The 20,543-nt window shown below is 66.8% G+C and carries 17 protein-coding genes, 1 tRNA gene and 1 pseudogene; 11 read left to right on the top strand and 8 right to left on the bottom strand.

Translation table 11 applies throughout. From position 1 onward, the window contains the following. Both A5634_RS16380 and A5634_RS16375 read left to right on the top strand, forming a co-directional pair. Positions 1-2,016: an FAD-dependent oxidoreductase gene (locus A5634_RS16380; RefSeq protein ID WP_065145085.1), complete on the top strand. Its 2,016-nt coding sequence runs from the start codon at positions 1-3 to the stop codon at positions 2,014-2,016. A 13-nt stretch (positions 2,017-2,029) separates the two neighbouring features. After that, on the top strand, positions 2,030-2,446 hold the full coding sequence (locus A5634_RS16375) for a ketosteroid isomerase family protein (RefSeq protein ID WP_065145084.1): 417 nt from the start codon (positions 2,030-2,032) through the stop codon (positions 2,444-2,446). 15 nt (positions 2,447-2,461) lie between these two features. On the opposite strand, the gene A5634_RS16370 is transcribed toward A5634_RS16375, so the two are convergent. Beyond that, complete coding sequence (locus A5634_RS16370; RefSeq protein ID WP_065145083.1) at positions 2,462-3,901, bottom strand: hypothetical protein; 1,440 nt, start codon at positions 3,899-3,901, stop codon at positions 2,462-2,464. Positions 3,902-4,195: 294 nt separating this feature from the next. Here A5634_RS16370 and A5634_RS16365 point away from each other — a divergent pair, with 294 nt between their 5' ends. Then, on the top strand, positions 4,196-4,600 hold the full coding sequence (locus tag A5634_RS16365; protein WP_065145250.1) for an HIT family protein: 405 nt from the start codon (positions 4,196-4,198) through the stop codon (positions 4,598-4,600). A 100-nt stretch (positions 4,601-4,700) separates the two neighbouring features. On the opposite strand, the gene A5634_RS16360 is transcribed toward A5634_RS16365, so the two are convergent. Together A5634_RS16360 and phoP are read right to left on the bottom strand one after the other, a co-directional pair. Further along, complete coding sequence (locus A5634_RS16360; protein WP_065145082.1) at positions 4,701-6,131, bottom strand: sensor histidine kinase; 1,431 nt, start codon at positions 6,129-6,131, stop codon at positions 4,701-4,703. A 1-nt stretch (position 6,132) separates the two neighbouring features. Continuing rightward, positions 6,133-6,858 (bottom strand): two-component system response regulator PhoP, encoded by a 726-nt coding sequence (gene phoP, locus A5634_RS16355; protein ID WP_065145081.1) that lies wholly within the window; start codon positions 6,856-6,858, stop codon positions 6,133-6,135. A 170-nt stretch (positions 6,859-7,028) separates the two neighbouring features. On the opposite strand from phoP, the gene A5634_RS16350 reads away from it, so the two are divergent. Both A5634_RS16350 and A5634_RS16345 read left to right on the top strand, forming a co-directional pair. Further along, positions 7,029-7,751: a hypothetical protein gene (locus A5634_RS16350; protein WP_065145080.1), complete on the top strand. Its 723-nt coding sequence runs from the start codon at positions 7,029-7,031 to the stop codon at positions 7,749-7,751. Positions 7,752-7,778: 27 nt separating this feature from the next. Further along, positions 7,779-7,850 (top strand) — tRNA-Thr (locus A5634_RS16345). Positions 7,851-7,859: 9 nt separating this feature from the next. Here the strand turns inward: A5634_RS16345 and A5634_RS16340 are convergent. Next, positions 7,860-9,584 (bottom strand): thiamine pyrophosphate-binding protein, encoded by a 1,725-nt coding sequence (locus A5634_RS16340; RefSeq protein WP_065145079.1) that lies wholly within the window; start codon positions 9,582-9,584, stop codon positions 7,860-7,862. Positions 9,585-9,682: 98 nt separating this feature from the next. On the opposite strand from A5634_RS16340, the gene A5634_RS16335 reads away from it, so the two are divergent. The 5 genes from A5634_RS16335 (at position 9,683) to A5634_RS16315 (ending at position 15,464) form a co-directional block, all read left to right on the top strand. Continuing rightward, complete coding sequence (locus A5634_RS16335; RefSeq protein WP_065145078.1) at positions 9,683-10,306, top strand: TetR/AcrR family transcriptional regulator; 624 nt, start codon at positions 9,683-9,685, stop codon at positions 10,304-10,306. Between the two features lie 36 nt (positions 10,307-10,342). After that, the gene (locus tag A5634_RS16330) at positions 10,343-11,155 is read left to right on the top strand and encodes a class I SAM-dependent methyltransferase (RefSeq protein WP_065145077.1); all 813 of its coding nucleotides are present in this window, start codon (positions 10,343-10,345) and stop codon (positions 11,153-11,155) included. 116 nt (positions 11,156-11,271) lie between these two features. Further along, complete coding sequence (locus tag A5634_RS16325) at positions 11,272-12,282, top strand: alpha/beta fold hydrolase (RefSeq protein WP_065145076.1); 1,011 nt, start codon at positions 11,272-11,274, stop codon at positions 12,280-12,282. 134 nt (positions 12,283-12,416) lie between these two features. Then, positions 12,417-13,886 (top strand): PE family protein, encoded by a 1,470-nt coding sequence (locus A5634_RS16320; RefSeq protein ID WP_065145075.1) that lies wholly within the window; start codon positions 12,417-12,419, stop codon positions 13,884-13,886. Positions 13,887-13,916: 30 nt separating this feature from the next. Continuing rightward, positions 13,917-15,464 (top strand): PE family protein, encoded by a 1,548-nt coding sequence (locus A5634_RS16315; protein WP_065145074.1) that lies wholly within the window; start codon positions 13,917-13,919, stop codon positions 15,462-15,464. Between the two features lies 1 nt (position 15,465). Here the strand turns inward: A5634_RS16315 and A5634_RS16310 are convergent, their stop codons facing one another. The 3 genes from A5634_RS16310 to A5634_RS16300 all read right to left on the bottom strand — a co-directional run bounded on the left by A5634_RS16310 (position 15,466) and on the right by A5634_RS16300 (position 19,512). Further along, positions 15,466-17,196, bottom strand: coding sequence for a PE domain-containing protein (locus tag A5634_RS16310; RefSeq protein ID WP_065145073.1), 1,731 nt, complete (start codon positions 17,194-17,196; stop codon positions 15,466-15,468). Between the two features lie 88 nt (positions 17,197-17,284). Beyond that, a complete protein-coding gene (locus A5634_RS16305; RefSeq protein ID WP_065145072.1) occupies positions 17,285-18,046 on the bottom strand; it encodes an enoyl-CoA hydratase in 762 nt (253 codons plus the stop codon). Positions 18,047-18,051: 5 nt separating this feature from the next. After that, positions 18,052-19,512 carry a WS/DGAT/MGAT family O-acyltransferase gene (locus A5634_RS16300; RefSeq protein WP_065145071.1) on the bottom strand — a complete coding sequence of 487 codons (1,461 nt, stop codon included), beginning with the start codon at positions 19,510-19,512 and terminating at the stop codon, positions 18,052-18,054. Between the two features lie 281 nt (positions 19,513-19,793). Here A5634_RS16300 and A5634_RS16295 point away from each other — a divergent pair, with 281 nt between their 5' ends. Further along, a complete protein-coding gene (locus tag A5634_RS16295) occupies positions 19,794-20,261 on the top strand; it encodes a lipoprotein LpqH (RefSeq protein ID WP_065145249.1) in 468 nt (155 codons plus the stop codon). A gap of 63 nt (positions 20,262-20,324) precedes the next feature. On the opposite strand, the pseudogene A5634_RS28970 reads toward A5634_RS16295, so the two are convergent. Further along, positions 20,325-20,543 (bottom strand): annotated as a pseudogene (locus A5634_RS28970) (hypothetical protein); the annotation flags it as partial.

Raw genomic sequence — 20,543 nt, 5'->3', positions numbered from 1 at the left:
GTGGCCGGCTTTCCGCACCTGTTGGCGCCGGGGCGAATCGGCGCCATGCGGGTGCGCAACCGGGTGGTGATGTCTCCGATGGAGACGATGTACGGCACCCCCGACGGTCTGCCGTCGGAGCGCACCCGTGACTACTTCGCCGCCCGGGCCAAGGGTGGCGTCGGGCTGATCACGGTGGGCGCCACCGGAATCGATCCGCGGCATCCGGAAACCCCGGGCGGGCTCCACCTGGGCACTGACGCTGCGGTCGACGCACACCGGGCTCTGGCGGAGGCAGTGCACGAACACGGCGCCAAGATTCAGCCGCAGCTCGTGCACGCCGGGCCCGACGGTCTGGGACCGGAGATGTTCGGCGCCACATCGCTTGGGCCGTCGGTGATTCCGTCGTATCTGACCGGCCGTCCCTCGGTGGAGATCAGTGCGGCGCAGTTCGCCGAGGTGCTCGACCTGTTTAAAGCGGCGGCACGCCGCGCGGTGCAAGCCGGCTACGACGGTATCGAACTGCACGCCGCACACGGCTATATGTTGCTGGGTTCTTTCCTTGCCCCGCAACGTAATCGACGCACCGACGAGTACAGCGGCCACTCCGCCCGCGGCCGGACCCGAGCTGTGTTGGAGGCCCTCGCCGCGATTCGCAGCGAGATCGGGGATGCGCTGCCGATCACGCTGCGCATCTCGGGCTACGAACGTGTCGCGGGCGGCCGGCCAATCTACGAAACAGCGCGCGTGGCACCAGACCTCGTCGCCGCGGGGGTCAATGCGTTTCACGTAAGCGGCGGTGTCATCGACCGGCTGGTCACCGGCATGGTCAATGGCGCCGACGACGGCGACGAGCTCAATGTCGGTGCGGCCAGTGCGGTCAAGCAGGTGGTCGATGTGCCGGTGATCGCGGTCGGGCGCATCCACGACCCTTTCCGCGCAGAACAGATCCTGGCCGACGGGCGCGCCGACTTCATCGCGATGGGCCGCCCGCTGCTCGCCGACGCAGAACTGGCTGTCAAGGTCGGCTCCGGCCAGGCGCACCGGGTGCGCAAGTGCATCTCGTGCGAGAACTGCATCGACGCAATGGAACAACGCTTCGCGGTGGACTGCGCGGTCAATCCCCGCACGGGCAGGGAACGCACGCTGGCCGCGCCTCGCACCACTCGCGCCAAGCGTGTCGTGGTGATCGGCGGCGGCCCGGCCGGGCTCGAGGCAGCCCGGGTAGCGTCCGCGCGCGGGCACCGGGTCACGCTCTACGAGCGGGGTGGGCAGCTGGGTGGCGCACTGCGCTGGGCGAGCGTGCTGCACCCGGAGAACCAGCCGTTCCTGCAGTACCTGTGCGACGAAATCCGTTACAGCACAGCTGAAGTACGCCTCGGTCATGCGGTCTCAGTTGACGATGTGGTGTCGTTGTCCCCCGATGCCGTGGTGGTGGCTACCGGCGGTCGCGTCGCGGTGCCGACCATTCCGGGTGCCGAATTGCCGCACGTGCGCACCGGCCCGGGATTAAGGGAGTTGGTCGACGGGAGGCTGTTGGGCGGCTGGCGGCAGCGTCTGATGCGTCCGGCCGCGGTCAGGCTCGCCACCCGGGCGTGGATGCCGGTCGGCCGTCGGGTCGTCATCATCGGCGGCGATCTGGTCGCACTCGAGTTGGCCGAGTTCCTCGCGCAGCGGGGTCGTTTCGTGTCAATTTTGGAGGGCGGCAAGGACATCGCGCCGGAAGTCGGCAACAAGCGAAAGACCGAACACATGGATCGGCTGGATCGTCTTGGGGTCGCCGTACATGTGCGGGCCGACGTCGAGCGGATCACCGCTGGCGCGGTTGTGTTCAGCCCGTCCGGAGGGGCATCCCGCGAGTTAGCCGCCGACAGCGTGGTAATCGCCGGAACCGTGGAGCCCGACACCGTTCTGTTCGATGCCCTGCTAGATGCGTTGCCGCACAGCGAGGTTCACGCTGCCGGTGACTGCACCGGCTTGGGACTCATCCGCAAGGCCACCGAAGACGGCGCCCGCGCCGCGTGTGCAATCCAGTGAAGGAGTAATCGCCATGACCCAGACGACTCAAACCCCCGCCCTGACCGCGTCGCAGTCATCGTGGCGGTGCGTGCAAGCTCACGACCGCGAGGGTTGGCTGGCGCTGATGGCCGAGGACGTCGTCATCGAAGACCCGATCGGCAAGTCCGTCACCAATCCGGACGGTAACGGGGTTCGGGGCAAAGAGGCGGTGGCGGGCTTCTACGACAACAACATTGCAGCGAACCAGTTGTCGGTCACCTGCGAGGAGACGTTCCCGTCCAGCTCGCCGAACGAGGTCGCTCATATCCTGGTGCTGCGCAGCAAGTTTGAGGGTGGCTTCACCAGTGAGGTGCGCGGCGTGTTCACCTACCGGGTGAACGACGAGGGTCTGATCGACAATATGCGCGGTTACTGGAACCTGGACATGATGAAGTTCGGTCAGGAGTGACCTGCGCGAGCAGGGTCAGCCGATGCGGCCGATACCGGTGATATTGCCCTGCATGATCTTGCTGCCCATCAGGACCATCGACGCGGTTTGAATCGGGTCGCTGAGGATGGTGGCCGACTTCGGTTGCTGGTGCAGCAAGTTGCCGTTGTTGGGGTCGATGACGGAGTAGGCGAACAGATCTGCCGGTGTCGTCTGGTCGAGACCGATGCGGGTGATGGTGTAGATCAGTCCGTCGCCGGTGGACAGATGTGGCAGCGCAGCGCTACGAACCTTGCTCTCCCACACCGTATGACAGCCCGGACCAGGATTGTTCATATCCACCCGGGTCATGCCGCCGACGAACGGCGCCGTCGCAGGCACCGCGGGGCCGGCCCCCGCCGGAACGGCAGGATAGGGGTAGCCATAGGTGCTGGCGATGAACATCGAATTGCCCGCGCCGATAGGCGAATTCTCGCTGCCCGGCCCACCCAGAGTAAGGACGGTCTGCTGACACAGCAGGGTGCCGGTGCCAGCTTGGTACACCAGCGCGTGCACCTGCGGTTCGGCGTTGTCGACAATGGTCAGGTAGTCAGCCCCGGTGGGACCGAAATAGGTTGGGGTAGAACCGGTCCCCCAGCTCAACTGCCCCGGTTTGCGGGCCGGCCCACGATCATAGTTTTGGGACCAAACGACCTGCGGGTTGCCCATGCCGTTGAGGTTGATTTCGTAAAGTGCGAAAGTGGTTGCCACCGCGACGCGGTTCTGCGGTGAGGCCGAAATGCTGTTGGCCACTTGCTGACCCAGCGTCAAACTCGCCACGCCGCCACCGGCTTTCGCCACGCCCACCACACCGTTGCCGGTGGCGAACCAGACGTTGCCCTGGTAGTCGGGTACCACGCCCACCGAACTGTCGCCCGGCGGTATCGCGCTAGACAGGTCGGTGGACTCGGTGACGACCAGTTGCCAACGGCCACGCTCGTCCTTGGTGTGCGCGATACGCAACAGGTGGTTGGTGCCGTCGATCAGCACCATCTGATTCTTGTTGTCCAGGTAGGCATAGACCCCGCCGAGCAGACCTCCCTTGGCGATGTCCATGCTGGCCAGCGGGATGACTTGGGGCAGGATGCCGCCGGGATCGATCAGATGCAGCACCGGGGCCTGAGCGGTGATCGTCGTGCACAGCGCCAGCACCAGGCCGTCGGTGCCCTGGGTGATCGTCGGACAGGCGGCCAGCAGCGGGAAGGCGAAGATCGGGACCAGCTTCGCACCGGGGCCGGGCAGCGGTCCGGCATCGGCCGACCCCGCGTCGTTGTGCATCGAGGCAAGGCCATTGGGTGCCATGAACGGATTCGGGGTGCCCAGCGGTCCGAAAGCGTCCGCGGCCCGGGCCGGTGTGAGCGCGGGGATCAGGGTCACAGCACATGCGATCAGCACCGCCAACGGAACTGCCAGCAGTGCCTTACGACATCGCGCCAAGGTGCCCTCCAGTGAAGTGGGTATTTGGGAGTGTGGCGACCATTGAGAACGACACCGCAACGGAGCGTTAACGATTCGGCATCAGCGCCACATCGCTCCGACATCGGCGCCCAGCCCTGGTGGCGACCTTTTCTAGCGTGTCGCTACATCGGGCTTCGGGAAGCGTTGGGGCGGAGAAGGTTTCGCTGAGGTGGTATGGCGCCTCAGCGGCCGCGAGCGCCAGCATCGTACGTCCGCCGACGGCTGCATCGATGCTGATGGCCGTAGTGCGCGATGCGCACCTATGCTGGGGCAATGGCAACGATCTTCACCAAGATCATCAACCGTGAAATCCCCGGCCGCTTCGTCTACGAGGACGACGACATCGTCGCGTTCCTGACGATCGAGCCCATGACGCAAGGCCACACCCTGGTGGTACCGCGCGCGGAGATCGATCAGTGGCAGGGCGTGGACGCCCCGGTGTTCGCCCGCGTCATGGAAGTGAGTCAGCTGATCGGCAGGGCCGTCACCAAGGCCTTCTCGGCTGACCGCGCCGGACTGATCATCGCCGGGCTGGAGGTGCCCCACCTGCACGTCCACGTGTTCCCGGCGCGCAACCTCAGCGACTTCGGCTTTGCCAACGTCGAGCGCAACCCCTCGCAAGAGTCGCTGGATGAAGCGCAGGAAAAGATCAAGGCGGCGCTGGCCGAGTTGACGTGAGGGTGCCTATAGGTGTCGCGCAGAGGCGGGCAAACCATGTGTCACCTGAGACGGCCGCGCCAGCCTGGACCATGTGAATAAATGCCCGGCTATCAGCGACTCAGCCGTCGTGGGCCGGCAGTTCGACGCGTGGCAGCGTGACGCGAAAGCAGCACCCTTCACCGACTGCGGTGGTCACCGTGACATTGCCGCCGTGGGCCCGCACCAGTGAGTCGACAATCGAAAGGCCGAGTCCGGTGCCTCCGCTGGCCCGCGCGCGGGACGAGTCGGTGCGATAGAAGCGCTCGAAGATTCGATCCGCATCTTCCTGACTCATCCCCGGCCCGCGGTCGGCGACTTCGAGCACCGCGTCGTCCCCGCGGGTGCCGACCCGGACGGTGACATCAGCGGCCTGCGGCGTGTGCTGGATCGCGTTCGCCACCAAATTGCTCAGCACCTGACGCAGTCGCGCCTCATCGCCAAGCACTTCCGGGGTGCCCGGCCCGTCGAGCACCTCCATGGTGATGGTGCGTTGTGGGTCGATCGCACGCCCGTCGTGCACCGCGTCGCTGGCCAGGGCCAGCAGGTCGACCCGGGTTTTTTCCAGCGGCCGCTGCACATCCAGCCGCGCCAACAGCAGCAAGTCGTCGACCAGCAGGCCCATCCGGCTGGCCTCGCTCTCGATCCGGGAGAGCAGCATCGAGACGTCCCGCGCCGCGCCCTGCCGGTACAACTCCGCGAACCCGCGAATCGTCGTCAACGGCGTGCGCAGTTCGTGACTGGCGTCGGTGATGAACCGTCGCATCCGCTCCTCGGAGCCGCGGGCAGTCTCGGCCGACGACTCCGATGCGGCCAGCGCCTTTTGGATCTGGGCGAGCATTCCATTGAGCGCCAACGAAAGTCGGCCAACCTCGGTCCGCGGATCGCGCTGCGCGATGCGTCGGTCGAGCTGGCCGTCGGCGATCGCGGCGGCGGTGTGCTCGACTTCGGACAGCGGTCGCAGACTTCGATACACCACCGCAAAACTCGCGAGTCCAACCACCGCCAACACCGCCGCCCCGATGCCGGCCTGCAACCAGACCAGCGACCGGACGGTGTGGTCGACGTCGGTCAGGTCGGCGGCCACTGTGGTGAGCCCGCCGTTCGGTCCGCGGACCGTGACGACGCGCCACTGAGTGTCGGAATCGCCGACGGACGGCAGCGTCGTCGGGTTGGGACCCACATCGTTGCTGGCGGGCAGTGCCGGTTCGGCGTTGCGGTCGTTGATCGCCGTCATGATGCGGCCATCGGGGCTGACGGCGCGCACGTAGAACTTCGACGGTGGCCGCGCCGGGTCCGGTCCTTCCCCGGTGGCCACCGCGTGCCGGAACGGCGCCTGCGCCCACGTGCGGGTGGCGTCCATCAACGTCGAGTCGATGCGCCTGATCAAGTTCTGCCGCAGGATCGAGGTGACGGCGACACCCGAGGCCAACAAACCACACAGCACCAGCGCCAGGGTGGCCGTCACCAGACCTACCCGCAGCGGCACTCCCCGTCGGTACCGGTCCGGCATCTCAGCGCGGTTCGCGCAACACGTAGCCCACGCCGCGCAGCGTGTGCAACAACCGCTTCTCCCCGGTGTCGATCTTGCGGCGCAGGTAAGACACGTAGGACTCGACGACATTCACGTCGCCGCCGAAGTCGTAGCGCCAGACGTGATCCAGAATTTTCGGCTTGCTCAGCACCGTGCCCGCGTTGATCACGAAATAGCGCAGCAGCGTGAACTCGGTGGGAGACAACGAAACTGGCTGGCCAGCCTTCCAGACTTCGTGGGTTTCCTCGTCGAGTTCGATGTCGGCAAACGACAGCCGGGAGTTGCGCGGTTCATTAGCGCTGCCCTTGCCGGCGCGCCGCAGGATGACCCGCAACCGGGCGACGACCTCTTCCAGGCTGAACGGCTTGGTCACGTAGTCATCGCCGCCCAGGGTCAGGCCGGCGATCTTGTCCTGCAACGAGTCTCGCGCGGTCAGGAACAGCGCGGGGGCGTCGATACCGTCGGCGCGCAACCGACGAAGGACGCCGAAACCGTCCATGCCGGGCATCATCACGTCGAGGATCACTGCATCGGGTCGCGCTTCCCGCGCCCGGTCGAGCGCCTGGGCTCCGTTGGTCGCGGTGATGACTTCGAAGCCCTGGAATTTCAGGCTGACAGAGAGCAATTCGACGATGTTGGCCTCGTCGTCGACGACGAGGATGCGCGCCTCCGGCTTTGTGTTCTCGCCCGGGCTGCCCAGTGTCATGAGTCAGTCCCCTGCCCGAACTTGAGTACTAGCTGCACAATCATTGGAAACTTCCTGAAGGGGTGTTGCAAGTTATCTGTTAGCAGTGTGCCAGGAGTCGTTCGAAACGAAGCGATTGGCTTGAACCCGCGCGGTGTTGTCGCCGGATGCGACGCGAATAGACTCACGGGATGAATCTCGGCAAAACCCTTATGGACATCGCGACCGCGCCAGCGCGGACCGGGCTTGCCGCGGCGGAGGCGAGCCTGAACCTCGCCGGCGCCGCAATCGGCCTGGCCAAGCAGGCGCTGGGCGACCCCAGTGGCCCCAAAGGGTCCAATGCGATGGCCAACATGCTGGGAATCGACGACGCGCTCGCTAGGGCCAACCGGTTGGCCCGGCTGCTGGACGACGACATGCCGCTGGGCCGGGCGGTAGCCCCCAACGGGCCGATGGACCGGATGCTGCGTCCCGGCGGCGTGGTTGACCTGCTGACCGCCGAAGGCGGACTGATCGACCGGCTGACCACCGAAGGCGGCGGGTTACATCGTGCCCTACAACCCGGCGGGCTGGCCGACCAGTTACTGGGCGCCGACGGGATGATCGAGCGGGTGCTGGCCGAGGACGGGCTGGCCGACAAACTGCTTGCCGAAGGTGGCCTGATCGACACGTTGACGTCGAAGAACGGCCCCCTCGAACAGCTCGCCGACGTGGCCGACACCCTGGCGCGCCTCGCGCCGGGAATGGAGGCGCTAGAGCCGGCCATCGCCACGCTGCAGGAAGCGGTGATCTCGCTGACCATGGTGGTCAACCCGCTGAGCAGCATCGCCGACCGCATTCCGCTACCCGGCCGGCGCCCGCGCTCGTCGTCACGGTCGGTGCGCTCGCAACGCATCGTCGAGGGCGAGCAGTAACCAGTTAGGCTTGCAGCGGCTTTACCGGCCTCCTTAGCTCAGTGGTAGAGCACTCGCCTTGTAAGCGAGCGGTCGTCAGTTCAATCCTGACAGGGGGCTCTACCTGGCTCACCCCCGTTTCGGGATGTTCTCGTAGTACGGCACGACGATCTCGTCGGGGGCGTCGAGATCGCCCAGCATAGCTGTGGTCATCGGGTGCACGACCGAAGCCGCGACGACGACGTTGATACACGCGGGAAGGCCCGAGGCGAAGGCCCGCTCGACAGCCGGTCTGACATCGGCGAGATCGGTGACCCGCTCGCCGTAACCACCGAAGGCGCGCGCGATTTCGTGGTAGTCGGTGTCGGCCAGGCGAGTGATTACGTCGTTACCTTCGCCATAGACGGCGTCCTGACCGTGGATGGACATTCCCCAGCACGCGTTGTTGAGCACCACGGTGACGACGGGCAGTCCATGCCGGACCATGGTGTCGAGTTCCTGGATGTGGAACCCGTACGCACCGTCACCGGTGATCTGCAAGACGCGCCGGTTCGGCTGGGCGATCTGGGCGCCGACGGCGAAACCCTGGCCTATTCCGAGGAATCCCATGTAGCCCAGGTTGAGCACGCGATGTGGTGCGACGGCGGGCAGGTTCATCGCGGCCCACAGCGGCGCCTCACCACCATCGAGAACGATGACCGCGTCCTCACCGGCTCCCAGCAACGCCTCGCGGCTTGCGTGGTAGGGGTGCAGCCCATCGTCCTGGACAGCCGGCGTGGCGCCGAACAACTGGTCCGCGAGCGCATGTGCGGCAGTGCACTGAGCTAGCCACTCGTCGCGGTCGGGCCACGACACATCCGCACTTGTGAACGCTTGCAACGTTTCTCGGCAGTCGGCGGCAATCGGAACATCCACCGGTCGCAGACGCCCGATCTCGGCCGCGTCCAGGTCGACCTGAATAACCGCCGCACTCGCGGGCACCATTGACGCGGCACGGCCGCCGGTCAGCAAGCCCATGCGGGCACCGAGCGGCAACACGACATCGGGTGTGGGCTGACCCGTCATGGCCATCAAGGACAGATTGTCGATGGCCCAGGCATTGCACCGGTGCTTGGCCGGCAGGACACCGATGGCGCGGTTGTTGGCGAAAACGGGAATGCTTGCGCGATCGGCGAATTCGGACAGTTCCTCGCCGCACTGTGACCACAGCGCACCGCCTCCGACGATAATCGCCGGCCGCTGCGCGGTCTGCAGCAGCTCGAGTGCGGCCTGCAGGGCATTGCCCGACGGCGCGGGTCGATCGCTGATCGTGGCGCGGCCGGTGTCGGGGAGATCGTCCTCCTCGACGGGGGTGACGAGGATGTCGATCGGGATTTCGAGGAAGACGGGTCCGGGCCGGCCCGCCAACGCTTTTCGGATTGCCAGCGCGACCAAGTCGGGGATCCGGTCCGTGGTGACTACGCGGTGTGCCCATTTGGTGACCGGCGCCGCGACGGCGACTTGGTCCAGCCCGCCCTGCATCTCGTTTGTTTCCAACTCCCGCAGCGGCGGGCTGCTGGCAATCATCAGCATCGGCACACCGTCGCTCATGGCGTTAGGCAGCGCGGCAAAGCCGTTAGCGAAACCGGGGCCAGAGGTGACCACCGCAACCCCGAGCCGTCCGGTAGTGCGGGCGTAACCGTCGGCGGCGTGTCCGGCTGAGGCCTCGTGACGGGTGTCAATCAATTGGAGATCGTGGCGGCGGCACGCCATCCAGAACGAGTCCAAGTGTCCGCCGTGGAGCGCGAAAACATCGCGTACGCCCGCGTCTAGCAGAGCGCGAGCCAGCAATTCGCCGCCGTCGACCGTCGTCATCGCTTCTTCTCCTCGTTTGCCCGAGATACCGACCCGCCCAGCCTGAGATCACAGTATCTTTTGATACTAGGGTATCAGCTTTGATATAGTTAAGCACCATGCCAACGGGCACAACCCTCGACGACGGTCTCCCGCTCCGCGAGCGCAAGCGGCGACGCACCCGCGCTGCTCTGTATGAGGCGGCGATGGAACTGTTCGACGAGCGCCCATACGCAGACGTGACCGTCGACGAAATCTGCGAGCGCGCCGAAGTCGGCCGCGCCACGTTCTTTCGGTTCTATGGAACGAAAGCCGCGCTGCTGCTCGAGTTCAACCGGCGCCTCACTGAACGCGCCCGCCAAGTCGTCGACGAAAGTGCGCAACGGGACGCACCCGCCAAGCTCCGCATCCTGGCCCGGGTCATCGCCGACGCATGGGCGCCCGCCAGCCCATCCGTTCGCGCCATGGCCGTCGAGATGATGCACCGCCCGGAAACCACCGTCGGCGGCGAAAGTCTGCACCCCGAGCTCATCGAGCTCGTCACCGAGATCGTTCGCGACGGCACCCAACGACACGAGCTGCGCGGGGAAACCCTGCCCCCGCAATTCGTCGCGGCGATAGTCGTCACTGCCCTGGCCAGCTGCGTCTCGACGTGGTTCGAAAGCCCGCTGGGCGACCTCCATGAAACCTTGCAGCACACCGTCGAGCTGCTCCTCGCGGGCATGCAGCGCGACGCGCGCTGAACCTCGATCGCAGCACAGTGTGCAACGATCCGTTGCGTGGCCAACCAGTACGCCTGGGGCGAAACCGACCGGGAACGCCAACGCCTGGCAATCCAAGGTGACGCGCTGCGACCCGCGACCGAACGACTGTTCCGCGCCGCCGGCATCGGGCCGGGAATGCGGGTACTCGACTGCGGATCGGGCGGCGGCGACGTCTCGATCATTGCCGGTGAGCTCGTGGGTCCGTCGGGCGCAGTGCTCGGCATCGACAGAGACGAGCGCAATGTCGAAGCCGCTAACCGCCGAGTTGACCAGATCGGCTGGACGCACGTCCGGTTCGAAACCGGCGATATCGCCGCCCCACCCAACCAGACATTCGACGCGGTCGTCGGCCGGCTGGTCCTGATGTATCAGCCCGACGTCGAGGCGGTCCTGCGCGCCCTTGCCGATCGCCTCGAGCCGGGCGGGGTGATGGCCTTCATGGAATACGAACACAATCCGCCCAACCGTCCGGTCATGTGGCCGCGCAGCCCCGCGGTAGAGAAGCTGGTGCGCTGGATGGATGCCGCTTTCGAAGTGCTCGGGATTCAACAACACCTGGGGACCCGCCTGCCGTCGCTGATGCGATCGGTCGGCCTGGAACCGCAACTCCCCCACGAATCGACCGCCGCGGTCTACACCGGCGCCACCGCGACCGAACACCAGATCACCCTGGTCGCGAACCTCTCGCCGGTGCTGATCGCGCACGGTATCGCCACCGAGGAAGAACTCGACCTGGGCGCCTTCGCCGAATCCGTCACCAAAGATCTGGGCCCAGACCCGGTAGTGGTGGCGGGCCCGAACGTCGCGGTCTGGGCCAGCAAGCACTGACGCGCTCAGGGCATTTAGACGGCCTTTAGAACGTTGCAAGAATGTCGCAAGGCCGGCCCCACAAACTCACTTCACCAGGATTTATCCCCTCACACCGAAGTGACTAGCAGGCCAAAATGAGCAACCTCCGAACCATCGACATACACGGCGACCGTGTCGCGTACCGCGACGAAGGTGCCGGCGAGGTGCTGCTGCTGATCCACGGCATGGGCGGCAGTTCCAAGAACTGGGACGCGATCATCCCCACGTTGTCCAAGAAGTACCGGGTCATCGCGCCAGATCTGCTGGGCCACGGCCAGACCGCCAAGCCGCGCGGCGACTACTCGCTGGGCGCCTTCGCCGTGTTCTTGCGTGACCTGCTTGACGCCTTAGGCATCCCGCGGGCCACGGTCGTCGGTCACTCGCTGGGTGGCGGCATCGCAATGCAGTTCACCCACCAGCACCGCGACTACTGCGAGCGCCTGATCCTGATCAGCAGCGGCGGCCTCGGCGACGAGGTGAGCCGCACCTTGCGCCTAGTTTCCCTGCCCGGCTCCAGCGCCGTCTTGCAGGTTGTCTCGTCGAAACCGGCCATCAAGGTTCGCAAGGCGATTTCGGCACTGAAATCCGACGACCGCAATGCGATGCGGCTCAGCCAGCACTGGGAAGCCCACGCGGCGCTGTCGAACCGGGAAAACCGCCAAGCGTTCCTGCGCACCCTGCGGGCCGTCGTCGACGGTCGCGGCCAGGCGGTCTGCGCACTGAATCGGTTGCACTCCAACGCCGGACGGCCGGTCATGATCATCACCGGCGACCAGGACCGGGTGATTCCCGTTGAGCACGCGTACGCCGCCCATGCTGCGATGCCGCACAGCCGGCTGCACATCATTCCCGGTGTCTCGCACCACCCCCAGACCGAGCAGACCGACACCGTGGCAAGCCTGATCGACGGCTTCATCGACGCCAACGACGAACCCACACACACCACGATCAGCGCGGCGGCCACCTCGCTGGCCGACTGGTCGGCGGCGGACTCCCGGCGCTCCGGCCAACGGTCCCGAGCCGTCGTTCAGCGCATCAGCCGCAAGCGCGCCCGTCGCCACCTGAGCGTCGTGGCACCGGCGGCCGACGAATACCGCTGCGGCTGAGCATGATCCGGGGGCGCGGGCGCACTGCACCCCGCGCGACCAGTCGGAGCCGCAGACGCCGGACTTGACGTGTTCGACAAGCCCTGCCACGCTCAGCGGAGCAATTGCTCCGGCGGGTGAGCGAAAGGTTGGCGATGTCGTTTGTGTCAGCGGCTCCTGAGGTGTTGGTCTCGGCCGCAACAGCTTTGGAACAGGTAAGTGCGACCCTCAAAGCCGCTAACCTCGCCGCGGCCGCCCCCACCAGCCACCTGCTGGCCCAAGGCGCCGACGAAGTATCGGCCGCAGTGGCCACGCTATTCGCCACACACGCCCACGACTACCAACAGATCAGCACCCGACTCGGCGCATACCACCAACACTTCGTGCACACACTGACCACCACCGCGGCAACCTACGCCGGCGCCGAGGCGGCCAACGCCACCCCGCTGGAGGCGATACTGGCCGCAATCAACGCACCCACCGAAGCATTGCTGGACCGTCCACTCATCGGCGACGGCGCCAACGGAACCGCAACCCACCCCGACGGACAAGCCGGCGGCCTACTGTTCGGCAACGGCGGCAACGGCTACTCCCAAACCCCCAACAGCAACCACCCCGGCGGCGCCGGCGGCGCAGCCGGACTGATCGGACACGGCGGCGCCGGCGGAACCGGCGGTACCGGCGCAGCAGGCGGCGTCGGCGGCACCGGCGGCTTCCTCTACGGCAACGGCGGAAACGGCGGCACCGGCGGGGACGGGCTGGCAGGCGCGTCCGGGTTAAACGGAGGCAACGGCGGTATCGGCGGAAACGGCGGGGCGCCAAAGCTATTCGGCAACGGCGGACTCGGCGGCAGCGGGGGCGCCGGTGGGGCAGCCCCAACCGCTGCCCCAGGCGAACCGATGGGCTTTGCCGGTAACGGCGGCAACGGTGGCGGCGGTGGCGCGGGCGGCCTGTTCAACGGGGTGGCGGGCGCGGGCGGTCAAGGTGGTGTCGGCGGGTTCGGTGGCGATCACTACGGCGGTACCGGTGGCGCCGGCGGAACTGGTGGTGCGGCGGGTGTATTCGGCGCCGGTGGCGGCGGTGGGGCCGGTGGAGATGGCGGCCTCGGGCAGTTCGGCGGCAGCGGCGGTGGCGGCGGTACCGGTGGGATGTCGGGAGCGCTATACGGATCCGGCGGCGCCGGCGGTGTGGGCGGCACCGGGGCCATCGGCACGGCACAGGGCGGCCGCGGCGGGGACGGCGGCCAGGGCGGGATGACGGGCATGCTCGCCATCGGCGGCGCCGGCGGGGCCGGCGGCGCGGGAGGTTCGGGCGACTTATTCGGCGGGCAGGGTGGCGACGGCGGTCACGGCGGTTTCGGGGGCTGGCTGGTGGGTGACGGCGGGGCCGGTGGCGTCGGCGGCCCCGGCGGTAGCTCGCTGAATGCCGGGATACCCGTCAACGGGGCCAATGGCGGCAACGGTGGTATCGGCGGATCGGCTCCGTTTGTCGGTGTCGGCGGCAACGGCGGGGCACCCGGCGCCGGTGGTGGCGGAAGCAACGGCGGCAACGACGGGCGCGACGGTGTCGGCGGACCGGGCGGTCTCGGCGGCGTGATCAACGGCCATCCAGGGCAATCGGGTTAACCCGACGGACAACCAAGCGAAAGGTTGGCGATGTCGTTTGTGTCAGCGGCTCCTGAGATGTTGGTCTCGGCCGCAACAGCTTTGGAACAGGTAAGTGCGACCCTCAAAGCCGCCAACCTCGCCGCGGCCGCCCCCACCAGCCACCTGCTGGCCCAAGGCGCCGACGAGGTATCAGCCGCAGTGGCCACGCTATTCGCCACACACGCCCACGACTACCAACAGATCAGCACCCGACTCGGCGCATACCACCAACACTTCGTGCACACACTGACCACCACCGCGGCAACCTACGCCGGCGCCGAGGCGGCCAACGCCACCCCGCTGGAGGCGATACTGGCCGCAATCAACGCACCCACCGAAGCATTACTGGACCGTCCACTCATCGGCGACGGCGCCAACGGAACCGCAACCCACCCCGACGGACAAGCCGGCGGCCTACTGTTCGGCAACGGCGGCAACGGCTACTCCCAAACTCCCAACAGCAACCACCCCGGCGGCGCCGGCGGCGCAGCCGGACTGATCGGACACGGCGGCGCCGGCGGAACCGGCGGTACCGGCGCAGCAGGCGGCGTCGGCGGCACCGGCGGCTTCCTCTACGGCAACGGCGGAAACGGCGGCACCGGCGGACTCGGCGCGGCCGGCGGCGACGGTGGGGCCGGTGGCATGGTCTTCGGCAACGGTGGGGCGGGCGGTGACGGCGGCGACGGCGTTGCCGGAGCGTCGGGTTTGAACGGCGGCAACGGCGGCATCGGCGGGAACGGCGGATCACCCACGTTGTTCGGCAACGGCGGGCTCGGCGGCAGCGGGGGCGCCGGTGGGGCAGCCCCAACCGCTGCCCCAGGCGAACCGGTGGGCTTCGCCGGCAGCGGCGGACACGGTGGCGGCGGTGGTGCTGGCGGCTTGTTCAACGGTACGGCGGGTGCTGGCGGCCAGGGCGGGGCCGGCGGATCAGGCGGGCCCAATGGCATCGGCGGGACCGGAGGCATCGGCGGAATCGGCGGCACCCAGGGCGGGGTCGGCATCGGCGGCGTCGGTGGCGCCGGCGGGGACGGGGGCACCGGCAAAGTCGGCGGCACCGGCGGCGTTGGCGGCACCGGTGGCGTCGGTGGCTGGTTCTACGGGACGGGTGGCGTTGGCGGAACCGGCGGCACAGGGGCCACCGGAAGTTCGGAAGGCGGCCACGGCGGGGCAGGCGGCATGGGCGGGATGGCCACCTGGACCGGCGCGGGCGGGGCCGGCGGGACTGGCGGTGCCGGGGGCTCGGGCGCCGATAGCGCCGGGCACGGCGGCAACGGTGGTCACGGCGGATTGGGTGGCTTGTTTGCCGGTAGTGGCGGCGCGGGCGGAACCGGCGGCGTCGGCGGCTACAGCCTTACCGGAGGGGTGCCGGTGAACGGCGGCAATGGCGGCAACGGTGGCCTCGGCGGGTCGGCGCAATTCATCGGCGGCGGCGGTAACGGCGGGATGCCCGGAGCGGGCGGGACCGGCACAGACGGAGGCAACGACGGCCGCGATGGCCTGGCCGGCACCGCCGGTCTTGGTGGAATCTTCTACGGCCGGCCGGGCCGCCCGGGATAGCTCAGAAGACCGGCTCGGGGAAGCCCGTCACGTTGTAGAAGGTGGGGTTGGACAACGTGTCGATCACGTCCTCGGCCACCGCACCGGGGAAGTTGATCGCCGCGGTGCCGACGCTTTCGATACCGTCGCGCACCGTGCTCACAAAGGTCGTCGGGTCGCCGGAGAGCAGACCTTCCCACATGTTCCAGATGGCAAGCTGTGGCGGCACGATCAGGTTTCGCACGTCGACGAACAGCTTGGTCGGCAACGACGCCGGACCCACGGGCACGCCGTCCCAGCTGACCAGGTTCCAACCCCCCTTGGGGTCGCCCTCCACCACCACAACACTGGTGTTGTTCAGCTGATGGGTAAGCAGCAGGAACGGATTGGGATTGTTGACGTTCATCAGCGTCCCCACCTCGATGGTGAATGCGCTGGAGTACGCGACCGCGGTGATATTGCCGTCGCCGGCCACGATAGGAACCGGATGCCCGGTGGCGGCACCGTAGATCGTGTTGACCGCCCCGGTGAAGTTGCGGTTGAACACGATGCCGTTGAAGTCGGTGGAGCCGGGTGCCAGCATCGGGAACAACGGGAATCCGAGCACCCACGCCGCCGGCCCGAAGAGATACGGGATGCCCCAAGGGATCTGCTGCAGTCCTTCTAACCAGCCGGCGTTGATCTCGTTGAGACCCGGCAGCACCTGCGGGCTGAGACCGGTCAGGCCGGCGAGCGGTGCGGCAGTTTGCTGAGTGCGGAGCAGCTCCGACATGAAGAGATTGGCGAAGGGGCCCTGCGGATTCAGCACGTTAGCGACATTCGCCGCCTGCTGCATGCCGTACGGCGTGAGCGCGACTCCGGGCACCGCCGTGTCGATCCAGCCCGCCGCGTTGGCTATCGACTGCCCATGGCGCACGAAGTCGATTTCGATCATCGTGCCGGGTCCGCCAACCATTGCCCCGGCCCCGGCCACGCCGATGAACAGCCCGCCGCGACCTCCTACCCCGCCGGCACCGGCAGCACCGCCGTTGCCGAAGAACAACGCTTGGCCGCCCGCACCGCCGGTCCCGCCGGCACCGCCCATGCCGCCATTACCCATGAGCCAGCCGCCAGCGCCGCCCGCTCCGCCGATTGCGCCACCGAAGCCGGCCCCACCGGCGCCGCCGTCACCGATCAGGCCCGCGTGGCCACCACGGCCTCCGGCCGCGACGCCCGCGGTCTGGTTGTAGCCGGCTCCGCCGTCACCGAACAAAATCCCGCCCGCCCCGCCGTTGGGATTGGACATGGTCCCCGCGGCACCGTGACCGATCAGGGGTCGGCCGAACAGTAAGTCGGTGGGCGCGTTGATGATCGGGTCGACGGCTTGGCCTACCGGGCTGGCAATCCAGGCGTCACCGGCCAGGTGAATCTGTCCGTAGAAGGTCTGGAACCCTTCTGCCACAGCGACATTCAGGTCTGTCAGCGCCGCCGCGGCCGCGGCCTCGGTACCCGCGTAGGACGCCGCAGCGGCCCCCAGCGTCCGCACGAACTGTGCGTGGTAGCCCGCTGCCTGGACCGCCGCCGCTTGATACTGCTGGGCGTGCGTCCCGAACACCGCGGCGATGGCCACCGACACCTCATCGGCGGCGGCCACTGCCAACTCGGTGGTCGGGATGGCGGCACTGAGATTGCCCGCGCGTAGTGCGGCACCGAGTTGGCCCAGATCCGTCGCCGCCGTCTCCAACACATCCGGCGCCAAGAGCACAAAAGACATCGCCTACTCCCGCTGTTCAGGTACTGGTCATCATCTCGCTAGACGACCGAAAAAGCGGGCGTATCGGTAGAAATCCGCGGGCAAACGGTTAGATTTTTCCGTTCTTGCGGGACAGGAACGCCCGCATGTGTTGTTGCGGCTCCCCGGTCAGGAACGCCCGACCGAACTGCTCGACGCTGTCTTCGATCGCGCCGTGAACCGACATGTCGAACCACTTGTTGAGTAGGTGCTTTTGTTGTCGCACCGCGTGGGGTCCGAACCCGCTCAGTCTTGCCGTGAGTTCGCCGATGCGGTTGTCCAGCACTTCGGGCGCGGTCACCTCATGCACCAAACCCCAGGCCGCGGCCTTCTCGGCATCGATCGTTTCGCCGGTAATCAGCAGCCACGCCGCGTGCGAGGCCCCGATCAGGGCCGGCATCAGCGCCGCGTGGATTACCGAGGGTATTCCGACGGCCACCTCCGGCATGCCGAACTTGGCGCCGGACTCGGCGATGCGCAGATCGCAAGACATGGCGACTTCCAAACCACCGCCCAGGCACCAACCCGCGAGCCGCGCGATGACGGGCACGGGGCATTGACGAATCGCCTCGCACAGTCCCGCCAGGCGCCGGATGAAGACCTCGCCGGTGGACTGGTCGAGAGTGACCATCTCGTTGATGTCGGCTCCGCCGATGAACGCCTTCTCACCGGCCCCGCGCAAGACCACGGCCCTTAGGTCACTGTCTTGACTGACAGTGTGGAACGCCTCTGTCAGATCTATAATCGCTTTACTGCCAATGATATTCAGCGTTTTACAATCGGTGAGTTCGAGGGTCGCCACGCCGCCGTCGCGACTGATAAGTGTCGTCATTGCGACTAGGAAACGCTCTCCAACTCGTCGAGTGCCTCGCCGGTGTACACCGCCAAGCGCTGCAGGTGCGGCAGGGTGTCACGACAGCCGATGAAGCCGAAATTCAGTGTGCTGGCATAACTTTGCAGCGTGACGTTGAGCGCCTGGCTGTGCGCAACCAGCGACACCGGATAGGACGCTTCCATCCGAGACCCGCGCAGGTACAACACATCCTGGGGCCCGGGCACATTGCTGACACAGAGGTTGAACGTATAGGGCCACGGCGTCTTCACCCCGGTGAGCGTGCTGGCCAACTGCGCACCGAACGGCGCCATCAGCGCTCCGCTGTAGGCCAGGATCGCGTCCTTGCCCATGGTTTTCAACTGCGCCTTGGCCATTCGTGTAGTGGCAGTGACGGCTTGCAGACGTTCGACCGGGTCGGCGATGTCGGTGCCCAGCGAACTGAGGATCGTAGCGACCGCGTTGCCGCCACCTTCGTCGTCCTTGGGTCGCACGTTGACCGGCAGCATCGCGATCAGCGGCTTGTCGGGCAACTCGCCCAACTCGTCGAGGAAACGCCGCAAGCTGCCGCCGACGATCGCCAACGCGACATCGTTGACCGTCGAATCATTGCTCACACCAATCTTTTTCAACCGGTCCAGCTCGTACTGCTGGGTGGCGAAGCGACGGTTGCGGCTGATCCGGGTGTTGAGGACGGAGCGCGGCGCCTGCAGTGAGCCGATGAGGTCGCGGTACTCGTTGCCGCTGCGCAACTGGGTGTTGACGATCGCCTTGGTGAGGTCCAGGGACGATCGGCCCGCGCCCGCCACCGAGCCGATCACGCTGCTCACCCCGCTGACCGCGCCACCCAGATTGCTCACCACACCACCGAGGCTGCTGAGCACGCTGCTTGTCACGCTGCCGCCGGAATCCTGCTTCTCCGCCGTGACCCGGCGCGGGGTGGGGATGTTGAAGAACAGCGGATGCGTGGTGTCGTGCGGGTCGGTGGACAGGCTGCGGGCCAGCATCTTCTGCCCGGAGTAACCATCGATCAGGGCGTGGTGCATCTTGACGTAGATCGCGAAACGTCCACCCTCGAGGCCCTCGATGAAATGCATTTCCCAGGGCGGGCGGCGTAGGTCCAGAGCGTTACTGTGCAAGCGGGACACCAGGATTCCGAGTTCACGCTCGTCGCCGGGGCTGGCCAGCGCCGAGCGCCGGACGTGGTAGTCGAGGTCGAATTTGTCGTCGTAGACCCAGGATTGGATCGGGCTGAACAACAAGTCGGGGTGGCTGAGTTTCAGGTTCCACGGTTCGACGACGTCGTTGGCTTTGCTCTCGTCGACGAGTTGACGCAGGAAGTCCCGGGGCGCGTCCGGCGGCGGCGTGAACGGCATCAGCCCACCGACATGCATCATCGTGCTCGACGACTCGCCGTAAAGGAAAAGCATGTCTTGCGGACCGAGCCGCCTTGCCGTCTTGCTCACGGGACCACTCCTTAGCACTAGGGGGTGATTGTGACCTTGATGTGACGGTAGTCCAAAGCAGGGCCCGTGAACCCCGCGCATCTTTCAGCCGGGCTGCTCCCTGCCGCGCTACGGCGCTGAGTGGGCGACGAGCACGAAAACTTGCGGGTTTGCGAATTTTCGATTTCGGGTACCTGTTGCAAACTTTATGAAGTGTCTATGACCTTGTCGCAAATAGCGGTAAGTTTGCCCGTATCGCGGTGCCGCGACGAGCAGGCACCCGCGGCACGGAGGAGAACAGCGTGAAGCGTGGGATTGTCCTCGGCACAGCCGGACTGGCCATCGTAGTCGCGAGTTGCGCAGGGTGTTCTAGCAACAAATCCAACACGGGTCAGCCAAGCCAGGCGCCGGCAGCCCCGGCGGGACCGCAGGTGATCGTCGACGGCCAGAACCAGAACGTCAGCGGTCCGGTCACCTGCAACCCGGTCGGCGACAACATCAGCATCGGGATCGGCGACGCGGCAAACGGCGTCGGCGCAGTGGTCAGCAAGGGCAATCCGCCCATTGTTCACGCGGTGGGGTTGGGCGCCGTCAACGGCGTGACCCTTGGCTATTCCGATGCCGCGCCCGGTCAGGACAGTAACGCCGGAGCGGCGGTAAGCGGCAAGTATTACCAGATCAAGGGCACTGCGACCGGTACTGACGTCAGCAATCCGGCGCAGCCGAAGACACTGACGAAGCCGTTCGTGATGAACGTGACCTGCCCGTAGGTGCGGGGACCTACCCAGAGATCAGTCGGGTCGAAGCCCGAGAGGGGACGGAGCTAATGTCCATCAAACGTGTGGCCGCAGCCGCGGCGGTTGCGACGACAATCGGCATGGCCGCCACGGTGTTCCATGCGGGTCTCGCGAGTTCCGCACCGCAGGACCCATGCCCGAACTGGAACAAGGCTTGTAGTGGCGGTACCACCGCCAACCCCAGCCCCAACCCCAACCGCCGTACTGCCAGTTGAAGACAGGCAGGACGGTGTAGTTGTTGTAGTTGAACGGCGG

This window comes from Mycobacterium asiaticum, from assembly GCF_001673365.1.
In the GTDB taxonomy this organism is placed as follows: Bacteria; Actinomycetota; Actinomycetes; order Mycobacteriales; family Mycobacteriaceae; genus Mycobacterium; species Mycobacterium asiaticum_A.
This window is presented reverse-complemented; position numbering and strand designations above follow the sequence as displayed.